We start from the raw sequence: 3,723 nt of genomic DNA, 5'->3' as shown, positions 1-3,723 counted from the left end.
AGCGCAGAAATGCGCGATCGCTGCAGGCGTTGGCGTGATCGTCGGTGGGCGTGGGCCCCTCGATACAAACTGCATGCTGCGCCGAACCGGCAGATTTCGCAGCCACCGCCTACCTCAATAAGGACATCCGGATTGCGGTCGATCCGGCCGTCACTGCCCACGCAGGAACGAAATCTCGCGATTTGATACGATCGAAATGTCGTCGACGGTTGCTTGCGTCGACGTTCGTGTTCGAACCAATGCTTGATGGAGAGGTGCAGGGAATGAATATCGGCGACGCGTCGCGCGAATCCGGCGTCAGCGCAAAAATGATCCGGTACTACGAGCAGGTCGGCCTTCTTGCGCCGAGCAAGCGGAGCGACGCCGGATACCGGATCTACGGTTCGGATGACGTCCATATTCTGCGTTTCATCCGCCAGGCACGGCGGCTCGGTTTTCTCGTCGAGGATATTCGCAAGCTGCTGATGCTCTGGCAAGACCGCTCCCGCGCCAGCGCCGAAGTGAAGTCGATCGCCCTCGAACACGTGGCCGAACTCGACAAACGCATCGCGGAATTGAGCGACATGCGCAATACACTTGCCGATCTCGCCGCGCACTGCCATGGTGACGGGCGACCCGAATGCCCGATCTTGGCGCGCCTGGCCGACCCTGTCAGTGAACCAGATTAGTGCACATCCTCGAGGCTGAACAGGAGCCTCGATTCAATATCCTTAAGAATCAGTGAGTTGAGGCAGATAGTTCGGAAACCATTCCAAACTGGAATGGCTTCCATGCAAGCATTTCACTAGCATCTTGGTGCGGCATCGCTATAATTCGGGATAACCCTATACGGGAAATCCCTGAATCTCGATTCGCCAGGGGTCCCCCCTTCCTTGGAGAACATCATGATCGCCTACATCGTTGAAAAGCTGAGCAACTGGTTCGAATCCGCAGAGCGTGAACGCCGTGAGGCTTACCTCGCGTCGTCGTCGGACATCGTCCAGCTCGAGAGCCGCATCCGCTCGCTCGAAACCAACGGCTACTCGCTGTAATCGGAGTCACCGTCAGGTGCCATGTGGCACCGAGCGAAAAGCAAGCCCCGTGTTGACGGGGCTTTGTTTTTTTGTGCGTCCGATCTGGCGAAATCGTCGGCGCGGCGCTATGGTATGGACCTGCTTTTCAACCGGAAGAACACGACCATGCGTTTGCGTCTCGATGTGCGTCACGTTTCCCGCGCGCGTCTCGTTCTGGGGGCCGCGGTGCTCGCTCACGGCATGGCGGCTGGTGCGGCGACGTCGTCCAGGCCGCTGATTCTCGATACGCAACGCGGGATCCAGGATGGCAAGGGCGGCCTGGTGTTGCAAACGGCTCCGTTATCTTCCGAGCCGATCGTTGAGCCCGCAGGCATGCGAGCGCCGGCCGGGCAGGGACCGAATTCGTCGGTCCCGCTGTTTGTCGCGCCGTATATCAATGTGCCGGGCTGGGGTGTGTCGCCGGCCAATCAGCCAAGACCCGCGCCAAGACCGCAGCCGTAACGGAAAACCGTTCGCTCAGTTCCCGCGGTGCTCGATCTGGCACCGCGCGCCGCTGTCCTGTCCCAGGCGCTCGACGAGATAGGGCAGCGCTTCGTTCATGCTCTGCGCGAGCGTGTACGGCGGATTCAGGATGAACATTCCGCTGCCGTAAAGGCCCAGGCCATCTGCCGGCGGATTCGATACCGTCAGCGTCAGGTGCAGCCAGTTGTTCGGCTGCAGGCGCTTGAGCTGCTCCGGAAAACGCTGCGATTCCACCCGCGCAACCTGCGGATACCAGATCGCGTAACAGCCTGTCGCGAAACGCTTCAGGCATTCCGTCACGCAAGTCACCGTGCGCGCGTAGTCCTTCTTGTCCTCATAGGACGGATCGATCAGCACGAGCGCGCGTCGCGGCGGCGGCGGCAGCAGCGCCTTGATGCCCTCGAAGCCGTCACCGGCGAAAATCATCGCGCGGCGCCCCGCATCGCGGAAGTTGTGACGCAACACGTCGATTTCCGTCGTGTGCATTTCGAACAGGCGCATCCGGTCCTGCTCGCGCATCGATCGCCATGCGAGATACGGGGAGCCCGGATAGTAGTGCAGCTCACCGTCGTCGTTCAGCGCGCGCACCTCGTCGATGTAGTCACCGAGCGCCTCGGGCAGGTTCTTTTCGTTCCACAGCGGCCCGATGCCGGTGTCGAATTCCCCTGTCTTGGCGGCATAACCATCGCGCAGCGAATACACGCCGGCACCGGCGTGCGTGTCGATGTACCAGTACGACTTGTCTTTCTTGTTCAGGTAGCGCAGCAGCTGGACGACGACGGCGTGCTTGAGCACGTCCGCGTGGTTGCCTGCGTGAAAACCGTGACGATAACTGAGCATGGCTGGCTGCCTGAAACGAAGGGTGAATCGATGAAAACGGACGATCGCGCGGGGCCGTCGGGCCGCGCGCCAATGCGGCCGCGTATTGTACGCGAGTGGGCGTGAGCCGCCTTACTCGTATGCATCGCCGACGGCCTCCTCGATGCGTTGCTTGATCTCCGGCGTCAGTTTCGCGGCAACGTCGAGCGCGCGCATGTTGTCGCCGATCTGCTCGATTCGCGAGGCGCCCGTAATGACCGAACTCACGCGCGGATTCGCGAGTACCCACGCAATCGCGAGCTGGGCGGTGCTGCAACCGAGTTCGGCCGCGATCTCGCCGAGCCGTTCGACCACATTGTTGCTGACCGGATCCGTCAGCCGTTCGCGGAGCCAGTCGTAGCCCGGCAATTGCGCGCGGCTGCCCGGTGGTACGCCGTTCCGGTACTTGCCGGTGAGCAGCCCCGATGCCAGCGGGCTCCAGGTCGTCAGGCCGAGGCCGTAGTCGTGATAGAGCCGTGCGTATTCCTGTTCGACCCGGGTACGGTGGAACAGGTTGTACTGCGGCTGCTCGACGACCGGCTTGTGCAGATGGTGCCGCTCGGCAATCTCGTACGCGGCGCGGATCTCGTCGGCGCTCCATTCGGACGTGCCCCAGTACAGCGCCTTGCCGCGTACGATCATGTCGCTCATCGCCCAGACGGTCTCCTCGATCGGTGTGTTCGGATCGGGGCGATGGCAGTACACGAGGTCGACATGGTCGAGCTGCAGCCGGCGCAGCGAGCCGTCGATCGCGTTCAGCAGATATTTCCGGTTCAGTGTGTGGTACTGGTTCGGCGCTTCCGCGAGCCCCCAGAAGAACTTCGTGGACACGAGGTAGCTGACGCGCGGCCAGCCGAGCGACTTGAGCGCCTGGCCCATGATTTCCTCGGATTTGCCGCCCGCGTAGACCTCGGCGTTGTCGAAGAAATTGACGCCCGCATCACGGGCCGCCGCAAGGCATTCGCGGGCGACCCGCTGATCGACCTGGTTGCCGTAGGTGACCCATGAGCCGAGCGAAAGCGCGCTGATCTGCAGGCCGGAGCGGCCTAGCCGTCGATAGTGCATGGGAATCTCCCGCGACTCGGAACCGACCTTAAGCTTAGACGTTTTGCGCGCGAACGGCGGGGCCGATCGTGCACAATAGCGGCTGGCCTCCACCTGCACGACCGCGACGAAAGCGGATGCAGCGGGGCGCGCTTTTTCGATCCGATAACGGAAGGAGACGGACATGGCAGCAGATCTGAACGGCAAGACCGCAGTCGTCACGGGCGCCGCAAGCGGCATCGGCAAGGAAATCGCGCTGGAGCTCGCGAAAGCGGGCGCGGCCGTG

The 3,723-nt window shown here is 62.3% G+C and carries 6 protein-coding genes; 4 read left to right on the top strand and 2 right to left on the bottom strand.

The features are described from left to right. Positions 1–263: 263 nt before the first annotated feature. From cueR to U4Y91_RS36415, 3 genes are all read left to right on the top strand, one after another. Positions 264–668 carry a Cu(I)-responsive transcriptional regulator gene (cueR, locus tag U4Y91_RS36425; RefSeq protein ID WP_044849283.1) on the top strand — a complete coding sequence of 135 codons (405 nt, stop codon included), beginning with the start codon at positions 264–266 and terminating at the stop codon, positions 666–668. A 216-nt stretch (positions 669–884) separates the two neighbouring features. Beyond that, entirely contained in the window at positions 885–1,031 is a 147-nt protein-coding gene (locus U4Y91_RS36420) for a DUF3563 family protein (protein WP_081053322.1), read from the top strand. A gap of 114 nt (positions 1,032–1,145) precedes the next feature. Next, entirely contained in the window at positions 1,146–1,514 is a 369-nt protein-coding gene (locus U4Y91_RS36415) for a hypothetical protein (RefSeq protein WP_321809103.1), read from the top strand. A gap of 15 nt (positions 1,515–1,529) precedes the next feature. Here the strand turns inward: U4Y91_RS36415 and U4Y91_RS36410 are convergent, their stop codons facing one another. Next, positions 1,530–2,375 (bottom strand): 23S rRNA (adenine(2030)-N(6))-methyltransferase RlmJ, encoded by an 846-nt coding sequence (locus U4Y91_RS36410; protein WP_124572230.1) that lies wholly within the window; start codon positions 2,373–2,375, stop codon positions 1,530–1,532. Between the two features lie 111 nt (positions 2,376–2,486). Continuing rightward, complete coding sequence (locus U4Y91_RS36405; RefSeq protein ID WP_321809102.1) at positions 2,487–3,458, bottom strand: aldo/keto reductase; 972 nt, start codon at positions 3,456–3,458, stop codon at positions 2,487–2,489. Between the two features lie 163 nt (positions 3,459–3,621). Between U4Y91_RS36405 and U4Y91_RS36400 the strand changes: the two genes are divergently transcribed. After that, positions 3,622–3,723 (top strand): SDR family NAD(P)-dependent oxidoreductase (locus U4Y91_RS36400; RefSeq protein ID WP_175927543.1); only part of this gene is annotated, 102 nt, incomplete at its 3' end.

It is taken from the genome of Burkholderia sp. BCC1993, from assembly GCF_905339865.1.
Classification (GTDB): Bacteria; Pseudomonadota; Gammaproteobacteria; order Burkholderiales; family Burkholderiaceae; genus Burkholderia.
Note: the sequence above shows the minus strand (reverse complement) of the source record. Positions and strands in the feature narration are given on the sequence as shown.